The organism is Rhizobium rhizogenes NBRC 13257, from assembly GCF_000696095.1.
Classification (GTDB): Bacteria; Pseudomonadota; Alphaproteobacteria; order Rhizobiales; family Rhizobiaceae; genus Rhizobium; species Rhizobium rhizogenes.
In genome coordinates this window covers 62,465-86,901 of sequence record NZ_BAYX01000011.1, presented here as the reverse complement: position 1 = coordinate 86,901, position 24,437 = coordinate 62,465, and the positions used below count along the sequence as shown (strand labels likewise).

Sequence of the window (24,437 nt, the reverse complement as noted above, 5' to 3'; positions counted from 1 at the left end):
TGGTTGTTGTCTTCTGAGCCGAAGCTCAGATTTTTCCTGCGCGTTTTGCGGCAAGGGCAGTGGCCACTTTCAGCCGCGTCTCGGATTCCTTTGCCTCGCGGGCCTCCCGCAGACGCAAGGTCTTTTCCTGCCGTGCACGGACAAGCGAGTCAAGTTCGTCGACCGCGCTGTTGCGAGCAAAGAACTGCGATTGCGCGTCACCGAACGCAATTTCCGCCTGCTGGCGAGATTTGCTGTGTTTCTCTGTCATGGTGCGTCCTGGATTTGAGGGCCGCTGAGCGGGCGTCAATAAAAAAGGCCAGGCAACTTGCCTGACCTCGCTGATATCATGCTCTCAACAGTGCCGGTACATCCGCGGTCAAAGGAAAGCAGATCTCAATTCAAGCAGCCTGAAGGTTGCAAGCAGACAGTTTGCCCGACTTGTTGTCGCGCTCAAGTTCGTAGGCGATCTTCTGGCCTTCGACGATTTCGCGCATTCCGGCGCGCTCGACGGCAGAGATGTGAACGAAAGCGTCAGCGCCGCCGTCGTCAGGCTGAATGAAGCCGAAGCCCTTGGTGGAATTAAACCATTTAACTGTGCCAGTGGTCATGATGAACCCTTTCATAGCAATATTAAAGAACCACGGCGCCAATGCGTCGCGGATGATGATAACGATTTTTGAAAGGAAGGTTCGTTCAGGGCGCGGTGCTAAACGCGCGGTAACCAAAGCTCAGCAAGCAAATATCGACTTTCAGACCTTAGTCGTTCTCATTATGTTTGTCAACTTTTAGTTTTTTTCGCGCTTGATCACGTTTTATAGTTGTATTTTTGGGCCTTGCAATTGGGCAGGGATCGATGGCGTTTTGCTTTGATCCCGCCGAAGTTCACATCACTAAAGGCATGGCGGTGTCATATCGTATAGGAGTGACGCCGTCTGTATTGCGGATATTACATCCTCCAATATCGTGCGCTGGCTGGAATTGTGGAGGATGTTTGGGGGCGAACCGTTCGCCCATGGGAGATGATTTTCATGAGAAATACAATTCTCCGCTTTAAATTTTCCCATGCGTGCATTTTGCTTTGCACAATCGCCCCTTCCAATGGTTTCCCCGAGGATCTGAAGAACTCCGGCAGGCTATCAAATGCGGCTGAGACCCAGGGTGTTGTTCCATCGCCCACGGGAACAGTGAACGCATTGGATTACGGCCTCGTCAGTGACCCCTCCTGCACGATTGACGCCACGAAATCGCTGAACGCAGCTGTCGCGGCAGCCGCCGGCAGAAAACTCATTTTACCTTTGGGAACCTTCTGCCTGAACACGGCAACAAGTACTTTGAAAATTGCTTCCACCACGGAAATCCAAGGACAAGGTGCAGGAACCATCATCCAGTGGAATGCGTCAAGCGGCTCCCCGGCCGCGCCCGTTGTTGATGTACTCGCTTCGGCACCTGGTACCGTCATTGACAATCTAAGCATAGACGCACTGCCGAAGGGAGCATCCTATACGACGCCTGCATACTTTGGCGGCAATCCTTGGGGCGGCGTTGCATTCGTGATCCAGGCGGATCGGTTTCACGGAACGAATCTGCGGGTTAGCGAGGGATACAACAATTGCATTGGCATCGGCGCCATGAAGGGCAGCGTGGGTGTCTGGGCAAGACCTTCCTTTGTAGTTCTGGATAATATCCATACCTCGAATTGCGGCTCCGGCGATGAAACGAGTGGTCCTATCTTAGGGCATAATGGAGCGGGGATAGACAATGGCGGCGGCAGCGGCGCGATTATCTCCAACGCAATTGATGTTCAATCCTATGTCGGCTTCATCAATGACATCGGCGGAGGAGCGTATGGGACCTGGAGCAATATCTCCTCATACGGTGCCAAAATCGATCCGAAAAACAGTCATCTGGATCAATCCGGAATTGGTTTCGCCACCTATTCTCCAAATTCGGTTTACAGCAACATCGCAGTCTATAATCCTGAAAGCTATGGGATATGGAGCGATTTCTACGCCGATGATTCCGTATGGTCGAATGTCCTGGTCAAAAATCCCAAAAAGTACTGTGTGAACTTCAAGGGACCGGCGACATTCAACAATCTGCAATGCACCGACCCCAGCGCTGCTGGATTGGCAGCATATCCCGCACTGCTCATCGACACCTCGGGAGCGCCCTGGGTCCAAAATCTGACTATAAATAACTTCAGCCTATCGGGGAAAAATCAAAGCGTTGCCATTCAAGCAACGAGCAGAACCACCAAAAACAACATGACGGGCCTGATCATGGCCGGTCCTTTGAGTGGCGTTAACGCCGCATACAGCATCGACAGCACGATTACCGGCTTGCAGATCGTCAGCAAAGGCGCGCATGGCGTTGGATATGGAAACCCTTCTGCCGCTTACCCATGGGATTTCGCCGGAACACTGAGAGCGCAGGCATCCGCCGCAAATGTCTCCTGGAAAACCTGTGCCTATGGGAGCAACGCCTGTACCAACAGCGGCAATGTCTATATCGCCGACTTCGCCTCTCCGGAAAAGCGCCTCGGCATGGGGTATGATCCGGTCAATGATCTCTTTGTTTTTCAAAGCATACAGGCGGGCGCCTTAGCAAAGCCGCTCGCGCTTAATCCGTCTGGCGGGAGCGTCCAGATAGGACAGCAATCATTGCCCACCAATGCCTCTGCCGGGTTCCCATACATACCTGCGACAGCCGGCGCTCCCACGGGCGTACCGACTCCGGTGAACGGTATGGTGCCCATGCAATACGATACGACCAATCATAAACTCTGGATCTATGACGGCGGCTGGAAGAGCGTCACCGTCAATTGACCTGCTTGTTCCCACATAGCGCGATCGCCTCGAAGCGGTGGCATATGGATCAAGCAAAATCATCTCACGATATGCTCACATTATTTTGACGCCGCAGCGCTGACGAATGGACGCTACGGCCATTTCCTTTACGGCACCCCTTTCTTATTTCGCACTTGCACAAATATGCATGTGCTAATTTGCCGGGCTAGGGTGCACCCCCAGCCTTCTGTCCGGCCCCTCAACAAAAGGACCAGACATGAATGATTTGCTAAAAGGTATCTCGAGCTTCCGCGGCGCGGTCTTTCCCAACCATTCGGCGCTTTATCGCAGGCTCGCGCAGGAAGGCCAGCAACCGCAGGCCCTGATGATTTCCTGCGCGGACAGCCGGGTGATGCCGGAAACAATCACGCAATCGGGACCGGGGGAGTTGTTTGTATGCCGCAATGCCGGCAACATCGTTCCGCCGTTTTCCACCGCAAATGGCGGCGTGTCCTCTGCCATCGAATATGCCGTCCTGGCGCTCGGGGTCCGCGACATCATCGTTTGCGGGCACTCCGATTGCGGCGCAATGAAAGGGCTATGCTGCCCGGAATTGCTGAAGCCGATGCCGAATGTCTCCGCCTGGCTGAAACACAGCTATGCCGCCCACTCGATCGTTTGTGAGGCCTATCCGGCCGATTTGTCCGAACGGCAAAAGGTGCGGGCCGTCGCCATGGAGAATGTGGTTGTCCAGCTGAACCATCTTCGCACGCATCCCTCTGTTGCGGCCAAGCTTGCGACCAACGACGTAACGTTGCATGGCTGGTTCTTCGATATCGAGACCGGCGAGGTCCAAGTTTACGACGGCGCGACCGCGAGCTTTACCGAAATACATGAAAACCGACCATTGCCGGTCGCCGTGACCGGTCGCGGTCATTCGCGGGTCATGCCGCAGGCTGCGTCAGCCTTTGCCGCGGAGTAGTGTCATGAACAACAGCTCCAATATTTCCCGCGACTTTGCTTCCTCCCTGGTCGTTTTCCTCGTCGCCATTCCTCTCTGCCTCGGTATTGCCGTCGCCTCAGGCGTGCCCGTGGCGATGGGCCTGATTTCCGGCATTGTCGGTGGCGTTGTGGTCGGATTCCTGGCTGGATCACCGCTGCAGGTCTCCGGCCCGGCCGCCGGTCTTGCCGTGATCGTTTTCAGCTTTGTCGAGCAATATGGGATCACCATGCTCGGGCCGGTGCTGGTCGTTGCCGGGCTTCTGCAAGTTCTTGCCGGTTTCCTGCGGATCGGCTCCTGGTTTCGGGCAATTTCGCCGGCTGTCGTCCACGGCATGCTCGCCGGCATCGGCATCCTCATCATTCTCGGGCAGGTGCACGTCCTGATGGGCGCCCAGCCGGCGGCTGGCGGCATCGAAAACGTCACCGCCATGGAGAAAACGATCGGGCGCCTCTGGGGGACCGGGCTGACGAAGGAGGCCGCCGCCTTGCTGGTCGGTCTGATTTCCCTGCTCGCCATGATCGGTTGGGAGAAGTTCCGGCCGAAATCGCTTCTGCTGGTGCCTGGTGCGCTTGTTGGCGTCGCGGCGGGAACGGTATTGACCGTCGCCCTGCAATTGCCGATCGCCAGGGTCGAGGTGCCGACCTCATTGATCGAGAGTATCTCGTTGCCGACGATGGAAAGCTTCCGGCAAATGGTGCAGCCGGGCATTATCGTCACGACCTTGGTGATTGCGGTCATTGCCAGTGCCGAGACGCTACTATCAGCCGCTGCTGTCGACCGCATGCATGACGGCGTCAGGACGCGTTTCAACAAGGAGCTTTTCGCGCAGGGTATCGGCAATGCGCTATGCGGTTTCCTCGGTGCCTTGCCGATCACCGGTGTCATCGTTCGCTCTTCGGCCAATATCCAGGCGGGGGCGCGGACACGAGCCTCGGCGGTCCTGCACGGCGTCTGGATCCTTGGGCTTGTGGCGCTCCTGCCGCAATTGCTCGGTCTTGTGCCGCTGACGGCGCTGGCGGCCGTGCTGCTTGTCACCGGATGGCGGCTGATCAGCCTTCATCATGTGCGCCATCTGTTCGATCATCACGGCTGGGTGCCGGTCGGGATCTGGGCGGCGACCGTTGCTATGGTCGTTGTGCAGGACCTGCTTGTCGGTGTCGCGCTTGGTCTGGCACTGTCGATCCTCGAAGTCTTCCCGTATCTGCGGCGTAAACTTGCCATCGATCGGTCGGAGGATGCGGAGGTGGTTCATGTCGCTCTTGCTGGAGTGGCGACGTGCAAAGATGTGCCGCTCCTCCTCAATATGCTGGAGACGCTTCCGGCGAGCCGCAAAGTGCGGATTGCTGGCGGGGACCTGCATTATCTCGATCACACCTGCGCGGAAACACTGCGGGAATGGTTGAAGCGGGAGAGGAAGATCGGCCGCATTGTCGAGATCCAGCATCCACCCGCCGGTCGCCATCCTCGGCTAATACCGATTTTCGAGCGATTGTCGGCGGAAGTCGCATGAGGTCTAACAAGACAAACCGAAGCCTTGGCACATGCAAGGCTGAGGCGCTTGATCTGAAATAGCGAACTTGTTGATTGGGATGGTCGGACCAGCTGTCGGCCATCCCGATTGGTGCGAATATAGGCCGAGCCTTTCGGCTCTGGATGAGCATCTCTAGAGGCGTGACCTTATGGAGCCCAACGGCTGCGATTCGATATCGTTATAAGTGGTGCCGATCGTCTGTCTGAAGATGTAGCTTTCGGCTTTCTGAGAGAGGTGGTCGGCGTCTGGGAGTTGCTCGCACCGGTACTCTTGCCCCGCTTGCTCGGAGGGCGGCGGGGAAGGGCGGTGCTCGGGCTTAGTTTGCTTGGCTTGCTCATTCCCAGATAGCGGGCGATGGCATCGAAACCCGGCTGAACCGCGCGTTTCACTTCGGTCGTGAGTTCGCTCTCCATGTCGCAGGCAAGGGCGATCGCCTGCCAATCGATCTTGCCGGCTCTTGTGGGAGGATTCGATCGAAACTGAACGAGACCAATCATGTAGGCCCGGACGTTTTCGAAGGTCCGCTGTTGCAGTAATGGCGCCAGCCGCAACGTACAGAAGTCGGAGATCTTGCGTTGGAAGATCTCCGGGGTGGAGGATTGGTAGTGGGGGGCCATTCATGAATTCCTTGCATGCGACGCGGCGTGAACGCCGGGGTGTGGGCTGCTAAGGCAAGCGGGTTAATGAAACATAAATATTCAGCTTCTGATAAGAAAAAGAGTGACTTAACTTCTTGGAGCCAAATAGGGAAGACCTTGTTGTGTCGATCTACGGCGTCGAAAACGTTATCGCCGACCGTGTCGTGCGAATAGGTGCGTTCTATGGCATTTTCGGCACAGGCGACGTCGTCCTGTCACAATTTCCGTGATAGCGAGGCTCCCTCGCCAAACGAATGCAGAGCCGAACCAAAATGACGAACAGCAGTTCCACAATGCCTGACCGCCGCGGCCTCCACATTGATTTAGATGGCCATCGCTGTCTCCTCAAATGGCATCGCGGGCGGCGCTTTGCCGGCGACATCGCATTCACGCAATCACGGATCGTTGAGGGAATGGCGATCGGCGCCAGCATGGAGATCGATCTGCAGCGCTATGGCGGCGATGGTTTCGTTGTCCTGCATGACGAGGATCTGCATCCGGCGACCACCGGCAAGGGGCCGCTTATCTCTGCCACGCGCGAAGATTTTGCCCATCTGCGTCTTCGCGATGGTGATGGAAACCGGACGGCTCACCCGATCCTGCTGATTGAAGATCTGGCGGCGCTCATCCGTGATGCCGGCTATTCGCCGGATGCAATGCTGCAACTGGATCTGAAGGCGCCATCCTCCAGCATAGGCGAAGGCGATATTGCCGCTTTTGCGAAGGTGATCACTCCGGTCGCGCGGTCCGTCATCCTTTCCGCCGGCGATGCCGAAGCGGTTGAGCGACTGTCGCAAGCCGTTCCTGATATGCCGATCGGCTACGACCCCTGCCATAATGGCGCGAGCGAACGGTTGCGTGAAAACCGGGATTTCGCAGGCTTTGTTGCCTGTGCCATCGCTGCATCTCCGCGCGCGGAGATGATATATCTCGCCCACGAGCTGATATTGTTCGCCGATGCCGAAGGGTTTGACCTGATCGGGGCATTCCAAGCCCATGGCCTGGAGGTGGACGCCTACACCATTCGCGCGGCAACGAAGGAAATACTGCCGAAAGTGATGCGGCTTCTCGCACTTCGGGTGGACCAGATCACCACTGACGATCCGGTAGGGCTGGAAGCGCTGGTAGCAGCAGAAAACTCAGGGAAATAAATCTAGGCTGTACGGGACTAACCTAAAGCGGCGCATCCCGCCCACCCGAAACCGGATGGGCAAGGACGGCGTTGGCGTCTTATAGGCCGCCCCGGTGAAGAGGCGTTGATACGACCCGTGTTCATGCCGCAGCGGAGGGCAGAGCCTCGCTTTGGTTTGCAGGCACTGTGTCTTGCGTGGCATGAACCGCCTGGGCGGGCGTGCCGGCCCAGGATGTTCCCGCCGGAATGGTCTCGCCTTTCATCACGAAGGTCAGGAGACCGATTTCGGCGAAATCTCCGACGCTGGCATCATGCAGCACGGTACTGCCGGAGCCGATCGTCACCCCTGCGCCGATCTTGATCCTGCCAACCTTCATGATGCGGTCTTCATAGAGATGCGTCTGGGGGCAGGAGCCCATGTTGAGAACGGCATGGTCGCCAATCTCCGTGCAATCGAACTCGCAGATATCGGTCGTGTTGATCCAGGTGCCGCGACCGATCTTGGTGCCGAAGGGGCGCAGAAGCCACGGCAGGAACGGCGTGCCGCGCAGATAGTCCAGCAGTGCCTTGCTGGCGAGCCCGCCATAGAAGACCGCGACGGCCTCCGTACGCATTGCCCACCAGGACCACATCGGCTTGTTCATCGGCTTGTAGGTGCCGATCAAGGTCCATTTGAACGCGACCGCCACCAGATAGAGGATGCCGGACGTCGCCAATCCCGTTGCCATCAGCATCCAGAATAACCTGCCCCAGGCTCCGTCATCGATCGCATTCGCCAGGAGATTGGCGGTTGCCATCGCCATCACGATGAGGATGGCCGTCGGCAGCGAGGTGTGCATGGCTTCAAACGCCACACGCACGAGGCGCATGCGCAACGGTGGCGCATAGGTGCTCGCCGCTGCTGCCTGCAGCTTCTGGCGGGTTGGCAACTGGAAGGCCGGGCTGCCGCACCAGGTTTCCCCTGCCTTGACATGCAGGCTATCAGGCAGCCTCGTCTTGATGCCCACCAGGGCATCATCCTCAATCACCGCGCCCTGCGAGATGACGGAGGAATTGCCGAAGAAGCAACGGTCGCCGGTCTTGAGGCGCTCGAGGAGCATCCAGCCATTGCGGATCTCCTCATCGCCGAAGACGGTTTCGTCGCCGATGAAATTATCGCGGCCCATCTCGATGAGGTCGTAGCGGCCGGCGAAACTTGCCGAGATTTCCGTGCCCTTGCCGATCTTGGCACCCATCAGGCGATACCAGTTGCGCATGAAGACGGTGGCATAGAGCGAATTGAGGGTTTCGAGCATCGCCTCGGTGGTCAGGCCGACGACCCATTTGCGGAAATAGAGATTGCCGAAGATGGAATAGCGGCCGGGCACGACACGGGGCAGCAGCACCCAGCGCAGCACGACGACGACGGCCATCGACACGACGATCAGCACAAGGGCTGCTGGCCAGGCGAGCGTGGTGACCATCCACCAGGAAAGAGGTTCATCAGTGCCGGGCGACAGCATTTGCTGCACGGCGGAGAACAGGAAGAAGGCCGGAAAGATCGGCAGTAGCCCGATGACCAGGCTCAGATTGTAGGCGACGAAATAGCTTGCGAATTGAAACGCGCGCGCCACGGCTCCAAGTTCGGGATGAGTAGGATCGGAGGTGGGCTCCACTTCCGAGGTCTGGCGAGCTGGCGAACCATCCCAGCGCGTATGGGCTTTGACATTTGTGTGAGCCGCAATGGCCGTCAGATCACCGATTTCAGCGCCATCGCCGATCTTGACGTTGTGGCCGATCACGCAGCCATTGCCGATCTGCACGCCTTCGCCGATATCGATGGTGCCGACATGGATCTGGTTGCCGATGACTTCCACGTTTGCGAGCTTGAGCTTGACGCCGAGGCTCGACCTGGCGCCGATCCTCACCAGATCGATTGCACCCTCTTCGAATTCATCGATCATCACGTCGCGGCCGACATCGGCGCCAAGCGCGCGCATATAGAGGCGTATCAGCGGCGAGCCCTTGAGGAATTTGGGCGCCGTGAGCTGAACGATGCGCTGCATCAGCCAGATGCGGAAATAATAGCTACCCCACAGGGGGTAAACGCCGGGACGGGTGCGGCCGATGATGAGCCATTTGAGGCCGACGACCATCAGCTTCTCGCCAAGGTTCAGACCGACATAGATGGCACCGAGAACGAGCATCTCATTCCACATCGGAACGCCATCCTGAATGAGCAGGATAGATGCCAGCAGCAGGCCGATCCATTGCAGCGTGGCAAGCGCGATGATGAAGGGCAGCACGATAGCCTGAGCCAGGCCGCAGAGGAAGCGCCGACGCCAGGGAACAGGCGTGAAATCGACGCGATCCGGCTCGGAAGAGTGATCGGTGCCCGCTTCCAGGATCGCTGCGATGCCTCTGAGGCTGCGGCCGGCATAGACGTCGCGCAGGGCGATGCCTGCAAGCGGTTTGATCTTGCGGACTTCGGACACAAACCGGGCCGCCAGCATGGAATGGCCGCCGAGTTCGGTGAAGAAATCCGCTTCCAGGTTCACCACGCGGACGCGCAGCACTTCTATCGCTGCCTTCAGGAGTTGCGCCTCGGCCCAGTTGCGGGGCGGCTCCTGGGTCTGGGTCGTTTGATCGTTCGCCAGCGGTATGGCGGCAAGCGTTTTCCTGTCGATCTTGCCGGAGGCCAGCCGCGGCAGCGACACATGGCTCTGCCAGGCGGTGGGAACCATGTAGGGCGGCAGCTTGGTTGCCAAGGCAGCACGCGCCTTTTCGCGATCGAAAGCGTTGCCCGACGCCACGACATGCGCAACCAGCATGTCTTCGCCGTCGGGTGTGCGGTGAACCACTACCGAGGCCGTCTTCACCTCGGCAAGTTCGCCGATGACGGTTTCGATTTCGCCGAGCTCGATACGATACCCGCGTATCTTCACCTGATCATCGATACGCCCGAGGAAATGAAGCTGGCCTTCCTCGTCCATCAGCACGGCGTCACCGCTGCGATAGAGCACCGGATCGCCATGAGGTGCAAAGGGGTTTGCGACGAACTTGGAGGCGGTGAGCTGCGGCAGGTTCCGGTATCCGGCCGCGACGCCCGGCCCACCGATGAGCAGTTCCCCGGCATCACCACGCGTAACGAGCGCCAGATTTTCGTCGACGACATAGGCCGTCATGTTCGCGATCGGGCCGCCGATCGTGATCGGTCGCGAAGGGGTAAGTTCGGCGTAGGTCGCCACGACTGTCGTCTCGGTCGGACCGTAGGTATTGATCAGGCGACGGCCGGGCCGCGAAAACCGGCTGACGATCGCAGGCGGACACGCCTCGCCGCCAACGATGATGACGCGCAGGCTTTCGACATCGCGCTCCAGCATGGTGAGCAGCGTCGGCACCGTGTCGATGACCGTGATCTTTTCCGCTTCGAGCACGTCGGCGAGCCGGTCCAGTTCGGCTATGACAGCCGCAGTCGCCACCTTGAGGGTCGCACCGACCAGATAGGGTACGAATATCTCCTCCAGGGAGAGATCGAAGGCGACCGAAGCCTGCTGAAGGACGATGTCCGATCCGTTGACCCCGAGGATATCGTTGCCTGCCCTCAGATAGTGGCAGATGTTTCGATGCGAAATGACGATCCCTTTTGGCTTGCCAGTGGAGCCGGATGTGTAGATCGCGTAGGCGGGATCGTCGTGGGTTGCCGCGCGCGGCACGATGTCCGTGTTATCATCGCCAAGCAGCGTTTCAAGCAGAAGGGTTTCACCGTCGAAAGCCGGCGCGAACTCTACCAGGCCGTCATGGGTTAACAGCCATTTGGCGCCGCAATCGGCAAGGCTCGTCGCCACACGGTCCGCGGGTGCGGCGGCATCGAATGGAATATAGCCAGCGCCCGCCTTGAGGATCGCGAGAAGCGCGACATGCAGCTCGAGAGAGCGTTGGAACCAAAGGCCGACGAAATCACCCGGGCCGATGCCGCGCAAGCTGAGGGCACGGGCGGTTCGATCCGAGAGCCGGTCAAGCTCGGCATAGGTCATCGTTTGATCGGTTCCGATCAAGGTAAGTGCCGTTTTGTCCGGGGCGCGGGCGACCGTCGCCTTGAATATATCCACCAGTGTCTCGTCGCGAATGAACTCAGGTCGGATATTGCCGGAGAATACGGACAGGCTGGCATTTGAGGTAATCGACGACATCTGGATAGTCATGTAACTTCTGCGACACTTGTGTTGACACGATCGGGACTCGATCCGTCGATGCTTATATACCTTTCAATTTGCAGCTCTCTTACTGGCGCTGTCAGCGAACTGTAAGGTTGGCGCAGCTATGCTAGGGCAGCCGCGGGCCTTGCCTGCCGCAGTGTCGAAAGAAGGATGAATGGCGTTGTGCATCTACGGGCAAAGAGCCGGCTGGCCCCGCTGGCTGGCTGTTCTTTTGGCAGTGACTTTGCTGTGCTTTGAAAGCGTGAATGCCTCGGCCAATCCGCACAACAATGTCTCGGTGGAAACTGCGGAGGCCCTGCGGCCGTTGCGCGATATATACGCCGTCGTCGCCCGCGAAATGCCGGGCCGGGTGCTGCGCATCAAACGGATACGCCGCGCGGGGCATCAGGCTTATGCGGTGCGCGTGCTGAGAGCCGATGGAAAACGTGGCGACATCGTGCTGGATGGCTCGACGCTCGCCGTGATTGAGAGACACTGACGATGCGTATCCTGATCGCGGAGGATGAGCCCACCATCGTATCCGACATGCGCCGTTGTCTGGAAGACCAGCACTATATCGTCTCGACCGTCACCGACGGCGAGGAGGCGTGGTATCGCGGCGATGTCGAACATTTTGACCTGGTCATCCTCGATCTCGGCCTTCCGAAACTCGACGGCTTGACGGTGTTGCGGCGCTGGCGCGCCGGACGGCGCGGTATGCCGGTGATCATATTGACCGCCCGTGACGGCTGGCGCGACAAGGTGGACGGCATGGATGCCGGGGCGGACGATTACCTTACCAAGCCTTTTCGCATGGAAGAGCTTCTGGCGCGCGTGCGTGCTCTGATGCGCCGGGCGGCAGGGCAGTCATCGCCCATCCTTTCCAACGGCGTATTGGAACTCGATACCCGCCAGCGCACGGTCTCGTTTCGCGGCCAGCCAGTTCAGGTCACCGCGCTCGAATATCGTCTGCTCGCCTATCTCCTGCACAATGCCGGCACCGTACTCTCCCGGTCGCAGATTGCTGACAGCATCTATGACGAGGAGACGGAGCTTCTGTCGAACGCGCTTGAAGTCGTCGTCGCACGCCTTCGGCGCAAATTCGATGGAACAGTGATCGAGACCCGCCGGGGCCAGGGTTATCTCATCCCGAGCGAGGTGCCGTCGGTATGACACCATTCTCGCTTCGAGGACGGTTGTTGCTGGGTTCGGCGGTGGCGATCGTCGTGGCGACCTTTCTTGCCGGCATCGGCATCAATGCCATTTCCGGGTTGGCCGTGCGGGCTCTGGCGCTTTCCGAAATTGACGAGGAATTGCGAGTCCTGCTGGCGGCAGTCGACATAAATGCCTCCAACCAGTTGGTTCTCGACGAGATGCCAACGGATCCGCGCTTTGGCGTGCCCAATGGCGGCTTCTATTGGCAGGTCGGCCGCAACGGCACAGTGGAGCTGCGCTCTCAATCGCTGTGGGAACAGGATCTGCCCTGGGTTCGCTCTCGCCCGCGAGAAGCGGGTCGCGCGACGGATATGTCGGGGCCTAACGGCAGTCAGCTCCTGGCCGTCGAGAGGTCGGTTTCGATTACGTCGGCAACCGGCGACCAGACGGTCGATATCGTGATGGCGCTCGACAACGGTGAACTTGCGCCGGCGCGCTGGCGCTTCTTCTATGCCATGGCGCCTTCTCTCGGGGTGCTGTCGGTCGCCTTGATCGGCGCGGTCGTGGCGTTTCTGCGGTATGGATTGCGGCCGCTGCATGATCTGCGCATCGCGTTGATGGCGGTACAGGACCGATCCGCGCGGCAGATAACCGGCCAGTTCCCGCACGAAGTCCAGCCTCTCGTCGACGATCTCAATGGCCTGCTGACGTCTCGCGAGACACAATTGGCGCAAGCGCGAGCGCGTGCCGGCGACCTGGCGCACGGTCTCAAGACCCCACTGGCGGCGCTTGAAGCGACGGCGCGCATGCTTGCGGAAGAGGGTATGCCGGCGCGAGCGACCGCGATCCGCAACGAGATCGGCCGGATGGAAGCACAGATCAAGCGCACGCTGGCGCAAACCCGGGCAAGCTTGGCGGCTGCTCATACGGCTGGTGTCCTGAATGCAAGCGCCGATCTGAAGAAGATCATTTCCGTCATGCAACGCCTGACGGTCGACAGGGAGATCGAGTTCGAACTCTCCGAGCAGCCGGAGGTGTGGCTGGCGATAGACGAAACGGATTTTGCCGATATTACCGGCAACTTGATCGACAATGCCCGGAAATGGGCGAGGGGGAAAGTGAGGGTTCGCCTGTCCGTGCTGGAGGAGCACGGTGGTGTCGAGTTGATCATCGATGACGATGGTCCCGGTCTGCCGGAGGGTGTGAAAGAGGCGTTCATTCGGCGCGGCAGGCGCCTTGACGAAAGCATCACGGGCACCGGCTTTGGTCTCGCGATCGCCAAGGATCTGGTGGAAGCCTACGACGGCAAGCTCGTCCTCACTCGTTCGGATCTTGGCGGATTGTCGGTCACTGTCAGCCTGCCGGCACGATTGGTCAAGGATCGGCAGGCGGCCGCGGGCTTGTTGACATAGGAGGTCGCTCGACATGCAAACGGCTATCCAGATAGTGTTCGCAGAGCACCTCTTGCAGTTGCACACGCTCAATGATCCAGCGCTACTTCATCGATTCCAGCAGGCCTACGACCGCCTTGCGAACGTCTGGCATCGCCGCGACGAAGGCCTTCGCCAGACGCCGGCCCTCAGCGGTATACTGGATGACCGTGACGCTTTCTCTTTCCACGTCCGTCGGATCCCTTTCCGCCGCATTGGCAAAGCCTTCAAAGAAATAGGAAACGGGCCTTTGCAGGGCCGTCGCTATCTCGAACAGCTTCGATGCACTGACGCGATTGGCACCTATTTCGTATTTCTGGACTTGTTGAAATGTCACTCCAAGGCATTTCGCGAGGGCCTCTTGGGACATTCGCTGCTGCTTGCGCGCAAGGCGAATCTGCTGCCCAACGTAGGTGTCGACGGGATGGCACCCCGATCCACTGGCCGATGCATTATAAGGTTTTCTGCTCGTGACAATGTTGCTCATGTTGGCGCCCGATCAGTTTCGCTTCTCCGCGCACAGATGGCGAGTAGCATCTTCATAGATACAGCCATAATTATTCTGCCGTCTAAATGGATTGCATTGCCATAAGTTACTATATATTCGTGTGATAATAATAAATTAAGTATAATCTATCACGATCACATACGTTTCTTCAAGAATAACAATTTAAAATATCTAAAATTTCGCCCTTTAATTGATGAAGATGGAGGGTGCTACATTGCCCCGCCAAAAGGCCGCCGAAACTTGCCATTGCAGCCGTCATGCGAACGTATCGTTCCAGCCAACGCCCTACTCAATGCACGAGGAACCTGCTGCGCCAGCGCATGCTTTGGACCCGGCGGAACTATCCGACCCACCTACTCGTTTCCTTGGATATCGCAACCATTGGCGATGCTGCACAAGGAACATGCGAATGTCGAACAACGTCGTGATGGGCGGAAACGAACCGTTAAAAGGAACCAGTAGCAACGCTGTCGGGAAATCGGTGGAAAGCCAGGCTCAATTGCGCGACGCAGCCAGAGAGTCATCGACGTTTGTTGGACGCGGCGAGATGCTCGGCGTCTACGAACTGGTGCCTATCGCAGCCTTCAACGATCCCAATTGGGATATCGCACCCTGGCGCGGCAAGATGTTGGTCGCGGCGCGGACAACAGGCGATGCGCGTGTGGTGGCGGCTGCCTTTGAAGGCAACTTCATGAAAGTCCCATCCATACCAGGCGAGAGCATTGCGGCGATGGGAGCAAGCGCTTTCCGAAACGAAAAACTCTATACGGTCATAGAAATCGATAGAGACCGTCGTGATCTGGACCGCGGGGTGATGGAGATCTCTGACACCGGGTTGATCGCCAGTGAGGCCCTAAGGGCTGATTTCGATGCGCGCCCTCATGACGGCAGGTCGCCCAGTGCCGGATCGCTGTCACGGTGGGACAACGAAGGCGGCGCCAATCCCTGATTGGAGCAGCGCGCCAAGAAGGCATTTTTGCCGGCCCTCCTGGAAAGCGTGCAGCGGACGGGTAATCGCGCATAACTAAGATTTAGCCAAAGGAGCTATAAACAGATGTCCAAGAAGAGAATGGTCGAAGCTACCGTCAAGAAGCGCGGTAGGCGCGTCGCGGTCGGAATCATGAACACGACGCAAGCACTCGATATGCCTGAAACGGAGGGTATGGAGTTTTCACATCCGGACGAGACGCCGGGAGAGACTGAGATAAGACTTACACAAAGTGAACTTGCCGAGGTCGTGAAACCCTGAATGCGCGCGTAAGGCAGATGATCGAAATTGAACACGACGGTGAAGCATTACGGCGTTGAGATGATCCCGCTATGATCCATGGGGTTTTCGTCGACCCTGTCGTCTCGCTCAGAAGCCAGACCGACGCCCATTGCATTTTCGTATGAGGCTTGAACTGCTTCGATGGCCAATTGCGCCGATGCGGCATAGCCTTGGCGCAGGACTTCGAGACCGGGATCGGATCCGGTCGTGCTCGACCAATGCCAGAGACCGTTGAAGCGCGGACGCGGCTCGAGGAAAACCCTGCCGATCATCCTGTCGCCCGAAAATCCCACGAAGTCATTTTCCGGCGCCAGCTCGAGCGGGCACCAACGGTAGGCGGACACTCCCTCACTCGCGATTGTCATGGATTGATCTTTCATTACAGAGAAATACCGATTGTTTGAATGATGGCTCCGCGTGGGTCATTTTAGTTTGCTGACTGTTAGAGTGCTGCTCGCACGGTTGGCAGACAGATGTTGATCACATGTGGACGATAGACACCTTCGTTCCCGGCTCGGTGGCGATAGTCGTGAACTCAGCATTGAGTTGTTTTGCCATCGCCTCGACGATTCCTGTTCCTAGGCCAGGCTTAGCGCCTGCCGGGTCGGCAGAAACGCCAATGCCGTCGTCGCGCACCGACATCGACCATTGCGTGTCGTTCGAGTGATAGTCGACGATGATCTTGCCGTTGCGATGACCAGGGAAGGCATGTTTGAGAGCATTGATCACCAATTCCGTGACGATGAGGCCGAGGCTGACAGAGATGTTGGCCTTGGTCTTGCTATCATCGACATTGACTTCAATGGAGAGTTCCTTCGGATCCTGGATCATCGATGCGCCAAGGCTTTTGCAGAGCTGCTCAAAGTATGGCCGGAGCTGAACGTCGCCAAGTCTGGAGGCAGCCAACTGCTGCTGGACGGCGGCGATCGACATCACCCGGCTATGCGCCGAGTGCAGATGCGTGCGGGTTTCCTCCGATTGCACTTTTCGCGCGCTCTGCATCAGGATGCTGGCAATGATCTGCAGGCTGTTTGCCACCCGATGCTGGACTTCCTGCAGAAGGACTGCCTTCTCCCGCAGGAGATCATCCTTGAGTTTTTCGGCGAGGCGGGCGTCGGTGACATCTGAGACGGAAAGAAGAAGCCGGATATGATCGGGATCGCCGTAATCGAGTTTCTGCGCGTTCAACACCAGGCGCCGCGATGCCTGACCCTCACGATCGAGGTCCATTTCATAGGCGTCGACATTGGCGGCTCCGGCAGCGGTTGCGTGCAGCAGGGAAGACAATTGCCGCACATCCCATTCTCCTTTGCCCAGAGCTGACAGCTGGCGGTTTGGCAGCTCGACCGGCTCGATCTGGAATTCCTGGCAGAACGATGCACTCGCGGCGATTACCATCAGGTCGCCGTCGAGAAGCAACAGGGGAGCGCTCGATGAGGCGATCACGGCCAGCGCAAGGTTAAGCCCGCCTTCAGGCTGCAGAGGTGGGGGGATGGTCATAGTTGATGTCCTCAGGGGCCGGAGGCTCGCGGTGCGAAAGCCTTCCCCGGTATGGACGTCGTCGCTCAAGACAGCGCCTGCTGCTATGCACGTTAGCGGACAATAGCATGGATCGATAAGGCCGTGAGAAGAATCCTATGCCCGTACTCGTGACGGCCCGGACCTTTCAAGCAACATCATCCCTTTACGGATAGTGCGGCAATTTCCGTCGTGTCGATTGCCCAGCCGTTCAATGGAACTACGGTCGCGACCGGACGTTTCCATATGGCTATATCGGGCACTACCGGCATTTCGCCGGCACTCCCGAATGGGAGGAAAACATGAAAACGCTGCTGATCGCGATCGGCCTCTTGGCTGCGACAACATTGCCGGCTCTGGCGGCCGAACCCGTCAAGATGGTCGACACCAAAATGGGCAAGGTCATGGCCAATGAAAAGGGCATGACCCTCTACACCTTCGATAAGGATGCCCCGGGAAAATCAAACTGCGATGAGAATTGCCTCAAGAAGTGGCCCGCCTTTCGCGCGGCCGATAAGGCCAAGGCAGAAGGTGAGTGGTCTCTGGTCAAGGATGCGGCTGGTCAGCAAATGTGGGCCTATGGTGGCAAGCCACTCTACACCTTTGCCGGCGATAAAAAGTCCGGCGACACGACCGGCGATGGTGTTGGCAAGGTTTGGCATGTAGCCAAATAGCTATAGGCCCATTTAGGGAGAGGGCGGTCCTCGGATCGTCCTCTGTCAGCAATGGCAGGACCGCCGCGTTCAGGTCGCCGGATGCCGTAGGACAATGATATATCTCTTAGGCCGGTGCGCTTAATCTTTGCATTGGAGGGGGGCGTGATAACGCAATAAGCGGATTGCCAACAATCTCCGTCGCGGCGATCCGCGATAGGTCCTGATATTGTGTATTTCATATCAGGTGGTGCGCTGTTCTCATTGGTTGAGCACGCTCACGGTTTCAATCTTGAATTCGCGGCCTGGATTTCGTCTCGGCATTCACACGTTCCGGTGCCGATGACAACATCTTGTCCTGGTGTCCGCGAAACGGGCTATAGTTAAAAAAACCGGATCCTATACCAGAAGACCTCCGACGATCACGCCCGAGCAATTTCACATAGACGACGTAAAACAGCAGGTGCGGGAAAACGTAACCGGCTTCAAGGATCACCGCCAAAAGCGCAGTCCATGAAAAAACCTCGATCGCCGAACTTGCCGTGCTGATATTCGTGACCGCGTAGCCCACCATGATAGCCAATACTAAAATGGTGAAGTGAAGGATCGGCACTCTTAGAGCGCACAAAGCACCGACCGCAAATGAAAGAACGAGGCCCCATGCCATCAAACGTTCAACTCCGAGCATCCAATCCAGAATCGAGATTGGTATTGTTAGCAGTATCAATTATCTCCGCTCGCAGAACAAGCCGAAATCATTGCCAAGCCTAGTAATTCGGGGAAGTTACTGGACTTCCTTGCAATAACAATACAGCCTGAAGCATGCTTCGCTATCATGAGGCGAACTGAGTGTTGGCCGGATCACACGATAGACGTGAGTTGCCATGACGGCATGGATTTTTTGCTCTCAGGCCGCTGCCGCATATGTGCAATCTTCAAGCGAGAAAATCAGCGTTCAGGGGGAAATGGCGGGCTTCAGGCTGTTGTTCGTGGCCTGCTCGGAAGGCGCCGTCTTTTGGTCTTCCACGCGAATGACATCACCCGGGGAGACCAGATCATTATCGCCGACGACGATGGTCCGCAACGCGCCGTTGACGATGCGGTCGATGGTCGTGACAAGCGTGCGCTGGGTGTCGTCCGCGGCCATATTTGCCGCCGCCGCCGGCGCGCGAGCCTGAATATTCTCTAGCAGCCCCCGCGTCGTTATCGTCTTCTCCTTGTTGGAGGCGAGGCGGTCGCGCACCTCTGTCGCTTCGGTCAATGCCTGGACACGGTAGCGGTTGCTGGCATCGGCAATGTCGCCGTCTGCCTTTGCAATGTCCTGCCGGGCTTTCAGGTTGGCGAGCGCGACGTCGAGGTTCTGGCTTTGAAGTTGCGCCAGGTTCTGGTTGGCCCCGAGCTCCCGGGATGACACGGTCAGCCCCTGGGAAATCAGTTTGCTGACCGTCCCCACATCCTTGTTGGCAAGCTCGATCTGCTTGGCAAGCGAGACGGCCTTGGAATTCAGTGCCTCTATCTGGTTGGTTGCAAGCAGCTTGGTCTGATTGAGGGCGTCGATCTCGGTGCTCATCGACCGCTGGCGTGTGTCGAAGAGATCCTGCTCTTCCCGCATCATGCGATCGACGGTCGCGTCATCCGCGCGCGTCGTTAACTCCGGTGGAAAGACGATTGAGGGTTGGTCCTGTGTGACGGCATCCAGACGTGCCTGTCGGGCAAGAAGGCTTAGGCGCTCCGCCTCCAGGGTCCTGAGGTCGCCACGAGCGACCAGAGCGTCGCGCTGCAGGCCGACGAGATTTGGGTCGATCAACCCGAAGGTCCCCCCCGCCATGCTCAGGGCCTGAACGACAGTGAGGCCGGGGCTATAGCTATATTTTCCCGGCCGGGTCACCAGCCCGGTGAGGAAGAACGGACGATATTCTGCTACCTCTACAGATGCGTTGGGGCGCTTCTGCATGCCGACTTGCGTTTTCAGGCGCTCGCCGATGGAGTCTGAGACTTGCTCCAGGGTCATGCCGGCGGCCGGCACTGTCCCGATGATGGGCATCGACAGATTGCCCGCCGTCGAGATGACGAATTCCCCGGTGAGCGGAGCCCATTCGACCGTTGTCCCGGCCATCGGTCGCCATTCGAACACCCGGATCTTCAGCTTGTCCTGGGGTCCGAGAACATAATCATCTGCCCAGGCACTGGAAATGCCCAGTATTTCGAACAGGGCGATCACAGCCAGAAAGGAGAGCCGGCAAGCCGAAAGGCGGCGAGGCCTGACACGGGCGATGACCGGCGCGCGGCTCGTTTGCCGATGGGTTAAAGCAACATCTGATCGCATGACGTTCCACTCCTGTCCGGCGCGAGCCGCGACCCTTTACAAATGACCGACATTGGCGCGCTCACCGATTGATTTGCCGACGAAAGACTTGAATTTCTGGATGAAGACGTCCGTCCTGAACTCGGCGGCGCGGGCAACGGCATCCGCCGGATTTAAATCCATCCGTTCCAGGCGCTCGACAGCATCGATTATGGCTTCGGTTGTCTGTATGTCGAAGAACACGCCCGTCTTGTCTGCCACCACCGTTTCGGTTGCGCCGCCGCGGCCATATGCGATGACGGGCCGTCCGCTCGCCATGGCTTCCACCGGCACGATCCCAAAATCCTCCTCGCCAGGAAAGATAAGCGCCTTGCAGCGCGAATACTGCTCTTTCAGGACATCAAATGGCTGAGGACCCATGATCGTCACGGTAGGCCCAGCAATTCTGCGCATACGGTCGAGCATTTCCCCGCCGCCGATGACGACGAGCTTCGCTTTCATGAGATTGAAGGCCTCCACCGCAAGATCGGGCCGCTTGTAGCTCACCAGTTCGCCTACCATCAGATAGTGGTCGCCGACCTCAGACGAGGGGATCGGGTGAAAGGCAGTAGTATCCACCGGGGGATGGATGATCTCGGAGTCCCGTCGGTAGTAACTCTTGATCCGCTGAGCAACCGTCGCCGAATTTGCTGCAAAATGATCCACTCGATTGGCCGTGGCAACGTCCCAAGTTCTCAAGTAATGGGCGAGCGGCGGCATCATCAGCCGGGTCATCAGGCCCGAACTGTCGTAGTATCTATTATACATGTTCCATATGTATCGCATTGGCGAATGACAGTAACAAACATGTAACGCCGCCGGACTTGGTATTATACCCTTGGCAGGTCCGGACTCGCTGCTGATGACGAGATCGTATTCATTGAGGTCCATCTGCTCCAAGGCCATCGGCATTAGAGGCAGATATTTCTTGTAGAGCTTCTTTGCGCCGGGAAGCCGGTCGATGAACGTCGTATGGATCCTGTGCCGCTTGATGACGTCGGAAACGACTGATGCATCATAGACATGCGTGAAGATGTCGGCGCACGGATACATTCTGCAAAGGGCCTCCAGAACTTTTTCTCCTCCACGCATTCCAACCAGCCAATAATGTATGATTGCAACGCGCATGAAGTACTCCGGAAACAAAATAATAAATTCAAAGTTTACGCGCAGATCTCTTGGGGGATTTTGTGTATTATTCGTCTGTCTGTATCAATTTAAAGTTGGCGGTATTGCGATTGAGCTGTCTTCAATCGAAAGCTCTTCACCGAGGAACGGGTCTCATCGGCTGACTTCGTCCAACTGTAAGGTTTGAAGCTTTCAGCGTGGCTTTCGACGAATGCGCGGATATTGGCTTCCAGTTCGTTGGTTGAGGTGCGGACGTCACGCTGCAATTGCCTGCGGCTTAGTTCGGCAAACCAGCTCTCCACTTGATTGAGCCAGGAAGCCGATGTTGGGGTGAAGTGGACATGATAGCGAGGATGGCGGGCGAGCCAGGATCGGACAGCCGCGATTTTGTGGGTCGCATGGTTATCCATGACAATGTGGACATCGAGATCGAAGGGGACGCTGGCATCGATCTGCCTGAGAAAATCGAGAAGTTCTGTCGCCCTGTGCCGCTTGTCGTAGTTGCCGATCACGAAGCCGGAGATGAGGTCAAGCGCAGCAAGCAAGGGGGGCACGCCTGGTTGAGCATGGGAATGCATGTGCCGCTCAGCCTGGTTCGGCACCATTGATGGGCCGGATTGCCCATGATTATGTGCTCGTCCATGACTCTTCTTATCGACACTGAGCGCCAGCACACGGTTGGGTGGTGCCAGATGGAGCCCGACGACATCGCAGACCTTATCGATCAACGGTGGAACGCTCGACGGCTCAGATGTTTGCGAATGATGTGGTTGAAGCCCGAACGAGGCCCAGATCCGCCGGATCGTCGTGTGTGAAAAGCCTGTTGCTGCCGCCATGGAACGGATCGACCACTGGCTCCCATCCTCGGGTTTCGACTTCAGGGTGCGTTCGATGACAGCTGCAATCTGATCGTCGTCGATCGTGCGCGGACGGCCTGAACGGTCGGCGTCGAAGAGCCCCTCGATGCGATCTCGCAGGAAGCGCCGCCGCCACTTGCCGACGGTGTTTTCATGGACATTCAGTTCCGCGGCCACCGCCTTGCTGGCTATGCCGTCGGCGCAGCGCAGAATGATCTGGCACCGCTCGGACATTGATCGACCGGCCGCCTCTTCGTGGCGCGCCTGCTGCTTCAAATAAGCCCGCTCTTCTTCAGTCAGAACCAACGGCGCCGTAGGCCGCCCAGTCGTGCCCGCCATCGTTAGGGTCCCCCAAATCAAGTACAGAACAATGATACGAACTCAAGTTCCAATTGAATATGAATAAATTCAAATATATAAAACTGAAAATCTAAAAATTAGACTTAATAACACCAACTTTCTTCCTGTATTAAGACAGTTGTTGGCGTTTGATACACACATATTGCGTCGCAATAAAGACATTGTCAATTTATTTATTATTTGTTAACGTAACTCTACATTCCGAAATCGGCGATGTCTGAGCATATCAGGCGGTATTTCTTTATATCTTTCGAGTATGGAGCAAGCAGATGAGGGAAATTGATCTGAGAAGCGAATTAGACGCACTGGATAGTCTGCGAATGCGACGACGGGCCGGTGTATCGGTGGGTTTGGCGACTTCCAGGAACTCGACCTCTCGTGTCGCGTCGAATTCCGCCAAGTATTGCATAGACGGTATTTTGGCCGGGATCGCTCTGATCGTACTATTGCCGCTGATCCTGATGGTGGCGGCAATCCTTCTGGTAACGCAGGGCCGGCCGATCTTCCTGTCCCATCGACGTGTCGGCAAGAATGGCGTGTTGTTCTCTTGCCTCAAGTTCAGAACGATGGTCACAAACAGCGAGGAGGTGCTTGCGCAGCATCTCGACGCTCATCCTGCTGCGAGGGCTGAATGGAACGCAACGCGGAAGCTCAGGGATGACCCTCGCGTCACGCCATTCGGCAAGCTTTTGCGCAAGAACAGCGTCGATGAGGTCCCTCAACTCCTGAATGTGCTTCGGGGGGAAATGAGCCTTGTCGGCCCACGTCCGATTGTTCCGAGCGAGGCTGAGCTCTATGGCGCCTATTTTGCCGACTACATGAAGGTGCGCCCCGGCCTGACCGGTCTCTGGCAGGTCAGCGGGCGCAGCGACACCAGCTACAATGCGCGTGTCGAACTTGACGCTCGCTATGTGGCTGAGCGGAGTTTGTGGGGCGATATGGTGATTATGGTCAGGACCATTCCAGCGGTCCTGTCCTCACGAGGCAGCTATTGAGCGGTTGCGCCGGTTTCATGCGCGACGCCGGGATAATCCAGTAGGGACTTAAGACGGTACGCCGTTGACGAGCGGAAGTGACCGGCGGCTTTTCGCGGCCGCGTTGCTGCTTTCCGTGACGGCCTGCCAGAACTGAACTTAGTATCTCAGTATAAGGATAGTCAGTTTTGCAGGATATTTATGTTTCCGATCAATATGCTGAATTGAACCCCACCTGGCACGAGGAGGATTCTCCTTGGAAGGCGCGCCAGATCGAGGAGATCATTAGAAAAAACGGACTGCGCTTCGAAACTCTTTGCGAGGTCGGCTGCGGCACGGGCGAGATTCTTCTTAATTTGTCCCGCAGTTTTCCAAAGGCCCAGTTTGCGGGCTACGAGATTTCTCCCCATGCCTATCAGCGCGCCAAGACGAAAGAGAAAAGCAACGTTTCCTTTCATCTAGCGAACATCGTCGAAGAAAAAGACAGCCACCATGACGTGGTCGTCATTGCAGATGTGATAGAGCATGTAGAAGACTATATTTCTTTCATCAAAGACCTGCGACCCTGCGGCCGCTACAAGATCTTCCACATTCCGCTCGACCTTTCAGTACAGTCGGTGCTGCGTGCATGGCCGATTACGAAGCTTCGCGCCAATGTCGGACATCTGCATTACTTCTTCAAGGATACGGCAATTGCCACGCTCAAGGACTGCGGATACTCGGTCATTGACTATAAATACACGGCAAGTCGTCTGGAGCTGCCTAATCAGGCATTCACCAGCGCGTTGATGCGACTGCCGCGAAAGCTGCTCTTTTCCATCAATCCGGATTTGGCCGTGCGGCTGCTTGGCGGCTATTCGCTTCTCGTTTTGGCAGAGTAGACCTCCATGCCGCTGCCCGGAACGAATACCGCAGCTCAACGCATGATAGGTCGGAACATCCATCCCGGCGAGCCTTTCCGTTCCCCACCGTGGCAAGAGTGCGGGGAGG

General features: G+C 57.5%; 23 protein-coding genes. 12 read left to right on the top strand and 11 right to left on the bottom strand.

The features are described from left to right. Positions 1 to 25 precede the first annotated feature (25 nt). Together RRH01S_RS23170 and RRH01S_RS23165 are read right to left on the bottom strand one after the other, a co-directional pair. Positions 26 to 250 carry a hypothetical protein gene (locus RRH01S_RS23170; protein ID WP_007691662.1) on the bottom strand — a complete coding sequence of 75 codons (225 nt, stop codon included), beginning with the start codon at positions 248 to 250 and terminating at the stop codon, positions 26 to 28. Positions 251 to 380: 130 nt separating this feature from the next. Continuing rightward, positions 381 to 590: a cold-shock protein gene (locus RRH01S_RS23165; protein WP_007691656.1), complete on the bottom strand. Its 210-nt coding sequence runs from the start codon at positions 588 to 590 to the stop codon at positions 381 to 383. A gap of 420 nt (positions 591 to 1,010) precedes the next feature. On the opposite strand from RRH01S_RS23165, the gene RRH01S_RS23155 reads away from it, so the two are divergent. The 3 genes from RRH01S_RS23155 (at position 1,011) to RRH01S_RS23145 (ending at position 5,281) form a co-directional block, all read left to right on the top strand. Further along, a complete protein-coding gene (locus RRH01S_RS23155; RefSeq protein ID WP_042474538.1) occupies positions 1,011 to 2,807 on the top strand; it encodes a hypothetical protein in 1,797 nt (598 codons plus the stop codon). A 238-nt stretch (positions 2,808 to 3,045) separates the two neighbouring features. After that, entirely contained in the window at positions 3,046 to 3,750 is a 705-nt protein-coding gene (locus tag RRH01S_RS23150) for a carbonic anhydrase (protein ID WP_042474338.1), read from the top strand. Between the two features lie 4 nt (positions 3,751 to 3,754). Continuing rightward, a complete protein-coding gene (locus RRH01S_RS23145) occupies positions 3,755 to 5,281 on the top strand; it encodes a SulP family inorganic anion transporter (RefSeq protein ID WP_037219962.1) in 1,527 nt (508 codons plus the stop codon). Between the two features lie 167 nt (positions 5,282 to 5,448). Here RRH01S_RS23145 and RRH01S_RS23140 read toward each other — a convergent pair whose 3' ends face one another. Beyond that, entirely contained in the window at positions 5,449 to 5,919 is a 471-nt protein-coding gene (locus RRH01S_RS23140) for a hypothetical protein (RefSeq protein WP_037219967.1), read from the bottom strand. 434 nt (positions 5,920 to 6,353) lie between these two features. Between RRH01S_RS23140 and RRH01S_RS23135 the strand changes: the two genes are divergently transcribed. Then, positions 6,354 to 7,091, top strand: coding sequence for a glycerophosphodiester phosphodiesterase (locus RRH01S_RS23135; protein ID WP_309546722.1), 738 nt, complete (start codon positions 6,354 to 6,356; stop codon positions 7,089 to 7,091). Positions 7,092 to 7,212: 121 nt separating this feature from the next. Here RRH01S_RS23135 and RRH01S_RS23130 read toward each other — a convergent pair whose 3' ends face one another. Continuing rightward, positions 7,213 to 11,256, bottom strand: coding sequence for a Pls/PosA family non-ribosomal peptide synthetase (locus RRH01S_RS23130; RefSeq protein ID WP_042474334.1), 4,044 nt, complete (start codon positions 11,254 to 11,256; stop codon positions 7,213 to 7,215). Between the two features lie 169 nt (positions 11,257 to 11,425). On the opposite strand from RRH01S_RS23130, the gene RRH01S_RS23125 reads away from it, so the two are divergent. From RRH01S_RS23125 to RRH01S_RS23115, 3 genes are read left to right on the top strand one after another with little or no spacing between them, the layout of a single operon-like run. Further along, positions 11,426 to 11,749, top strand: a complete 324-nt coding sequence (locus RRH01S_RS23125) for a PepSY domain-containing protein (protein WP_015917757.1) — start codon at positions 11,426 to 11,428, stop codon at positions 11,747 to 11,749. Between the two features lie 2 nt (positions 11,750 to 11,751). Beyond that, positions 11,752 to 12,423 carry a response regulator transcription factor gene (locus tag RRH01S_RS23120; protein ID WP_034516109.1) on the top strand — a complete coding sequence of 224 codons (672 nt, stop codon included), beginning with the start codon at positions 11,752 to 11,754 and terminating at the stop codon, positions 12,421 to 12,423. After that, a complete protein-coding gene (locus tag RRH01S_RS23115) occupies positions 12,420 to 13,817 on the top strand; it encodes a sensor histidine kinase (protein WP_034516110.1) in 1,398 nt (465 codons plus the stop codon). Before RRH01S_RS23120 ends, RRH01S_RS23115 begins: the two co-directional genes overlap by 4 nt. An 82-nt stretch (positions 13,818 to 13,899) precedes the next feature. Here RRH01S_RS23115 and RRH01S_RS23110 read toward each other — a convergent pair whose 3' ends face one another. Next, positions 13,900 to 14,322 carry a helix-turn-helix domain-containing protein gene (locus RRH01S_RS23110; protein ID WP_015917754.1) on the bottom strand — a complete coding sequence of 141 codons (423 nt, stop codon included), beginning with the start codon at positions 14,320 to 14,322 and terminating at the stop codon, positions 13,900 to 13,902. A 430-nt stretch (positions 14,323 to 14,752) separates the two neighbouring features. Here RRH01S_RS23110 and RRH01S_RS23105 point away from each other — a divergent pair, with 430 nt between their 5' ends. Both RRH01S_RS23105 and RRH01S_RS23100 read left to right on the top strand, forming a co-directional pair. Continuing rightward, complete coding sequence (locus tag RRH01S_RS23105; RefSeq protein ID WP_034516112.1) at positions 14,753 to 15,292, top strand: hypothetical protein; 540 nt, start codon at positions 14,753 to 14,755, stop codon at positions 15,290 to 15,292. 105 nt (positions 15,293 to 15,397) lie between these two features. After that, positions 15,398 to 15,592, top strand: a complete 195-nt coding sequence (locus RRH01S_RS23100; RefSeq protein ID WP_007691632.1) for a hypothetical protein — start codon at positions 15,398 to 15,400, stop codon at positions 15,590 to 15,592. Positions 15,593 to 15,639: 47 nt separating this feature from the next. On the opposite strand, the gene RRH01S_RS23095 is transcribed toward RRH01S_RS23100, so the two are convergent. Together RRH01S_RS23095 and RRH01S_RS23090 are read right to left on the bottom strand one after the other, a co-directional pair. Further along, a complete protein-coding gene (locus RRH01S_RS23095; protein ID WP_034516117.1) occupies positions 15,640 to 15,978 on the bottom strand; it encodes a hypothetical protein in 339 nt (112 codons plus the stop codon). Between the two features lie 115 nt (positions 15,979 to 16,093). Continuing rightward, positions 16,094 to 17,113, bottom strand: coding sequence for a sensor histidine kinase (locus tag RRH01S_RS23090; protein ID WP_042474331.1), 1,020 nt, complete (start codon positions 17,111 to 17,113; stop codon positions 16,094 to 16,096). A 320-nt stretch (positions 17,114 to 17,433) separates the two neighbouring features. On the opposite strand from RRH01S_RS23090, the gene RRH01S_RS23085 reads away from it, so the two are divergent. Next, positions 17,434 to 17,805 (top strand): COG4315 family predicted lipoprotein, encoded by a 372-nt coding sequence (locus RRH01S_RS23085; RefSeq protein ID WP_034516119.1) that lies wholly within the window; start codon positions 17,434 to 17,436, stop codon positions 17,803 to 17,805. A gap of 265 nt (positions 17,806 to 18,070) precedes the next feature. Here the strand turns inward: RRH01S_RS23085 and RRH01S_RS23080 are convergent, their stop codons facing one another. The 4 genes from RRH01S_RS23080 to RRH01S_RS23065 all read right to left on the bottom strand — a co-directional run bounded on the left by RRH01S_RS23080 (position 18,071) and on the right by RRH01S_RS23065 (position 22,452). Then, entirely contained in the window at positions 18,071 to 18,451 is a 381-nt protein-coding gene (locus tag RRH01S_RS23080; RefSeq protein WP_034516779.1) for a hypothetical protein, read from the bottom strand. 288 nt (positions 18,452 to 18,739) lie between these two features. Continuing rightward, positions 18,740 to 20,110, bottom strand: coding sequence for a polysaccharide biosynthesis/export family protein (locus RRH01S_RS23075; protein WP_042474329.1), 1,371 nt, complete (start codon positions 20,108 to 20,110; stop codon positions 18,740 to 18,742). A 36-nt stretch (positions 20,111 to 20,146) separates the two neighbouring features. Further along, positions 20,147 to 21,220, bottom strand: coding sequence for a glycosyltransferase (locus RRH01S_RS23070; protein ID WP_034516780.1), 1,074 nt, complete (start codon positions 21,218 to 21,220; stop codon positions 20,147 to 20,149). Positions 21,221 to 21,345: 125 nt separating this feature from the next. Next, positions 21,346 to 22,452 (bottom strand): IS630 family transposase, encoded by a 1,107-nt coding sequence (locus RRH01S_RS23065; RefSeq protein ID WP_034516121.1) that lies wholly within the window; start codon positions 22,450 to 22,452, stop codon positions 21,346 to 21,348. Between the two features lie 290 nt (positions 22,453 to 22,742). Here RRH01S_RS23065 and RRH01S_RS23060 point away from each other — a divergent pair, with 290 nt between their 5' ends. Both RRH01S_RS23060 and RRH01S_RS23055 read left to right on the top strand, forming a co-directional pair. Beyond that, positions 22,743 to 23,468: a sugar transferase gene (locus tag RRH01S_RS23060; RefSeq protein ID WP_007691616.1), complete on the top strand. Its 726-nt coding sequence runs from the start codon at positions 22,743 to 22,745 to the stop codon at positions 23,466 to 23,468. Positions 23,469 to 23,635: 167 nt separating this feature from the next. Beyond that, positions 23,636 to 24,328: a class I SAM-dependent methyltransferase gene (locus RRH01S_RS23055; protein WP_007691614.1), complete on the top strand. Its 693-nt coding sequence runs from the start codon at positions 23,636 to 23,638 to the stop codon at positions 24,326 to 24,328. The last annotated feature ends 109 nt before the right edge of the window (positions 24,329 to 24,437 follow it).